The sequence below is a fragment of the Streptomyces gottesmaniae genome (genome assembly GCF_031845845.1).
GTDB lineage: Bacteria > Actinomycetota > Actinomycetes > Streptomycetales > Streptomycetaceae > Streptomyces > Streptomyces akebiae.
The window spans coordinates 1-468 of record NZ_JAVRFJ010000123.1; the positions used below are offsets into that span (position 1 = coordinate 1).

Below are 468 nucleotides of genomic sequence, written 5' to 3' on the forward strand. Positions count from 1 at the left end.
TGCCGTCTGAAAGCATCAGGCGACAAACAGGTGGATTGAAAATAATATCAGGCATATTATAACGTTATCCGCACCAAACCCGCAGTGAAATTTTTGACGCAGCAACAAAAATACCGTTCATATTGTTCACAATCAAAGGAGAAAACATGGGCAGCAACGCATGGCTGTTTTGGGCATTGGCATCGGCAGGCTTCGCCTCATTGACCGCCGTTTTCGCCAAAATGGGCTTGCAGGGCATAGATTCGGATTTCGCCGCCTTTATCCGCACCTTGGTCATCCTCGCCGCCTTGGTATTGTTTTTGACCTACACCGGCAAATGGCAGGGCGTAAACGGCTTCACGGGGCGCAACCGGACGTTTCTGGTTTTGTCCGGACTCGCCACCGGCGCATCTTGGCTCGCCTACTTCAAAGCCCTGCAACTGGGCAACGCCCCGCAAGTCGCGCCCGTCGACAAATTCAGCCTGGTCT

Annotated in this window: 1 protein-coding gene; it reads left to right on the top strand. The window is 52.8% G+C overall.

Features of this window, described 5'->3' with window-relative positions:
- Window positions 1–146: 146 nt before the first annotated feature.
- A partial coding sequence (locus tag RM704_RS45740; RefSeq protein ID WP_498076449.1) for an EamA family transporter occupies window positions 147–468 on the top strand: 322 nt, incomplete at its 3' end.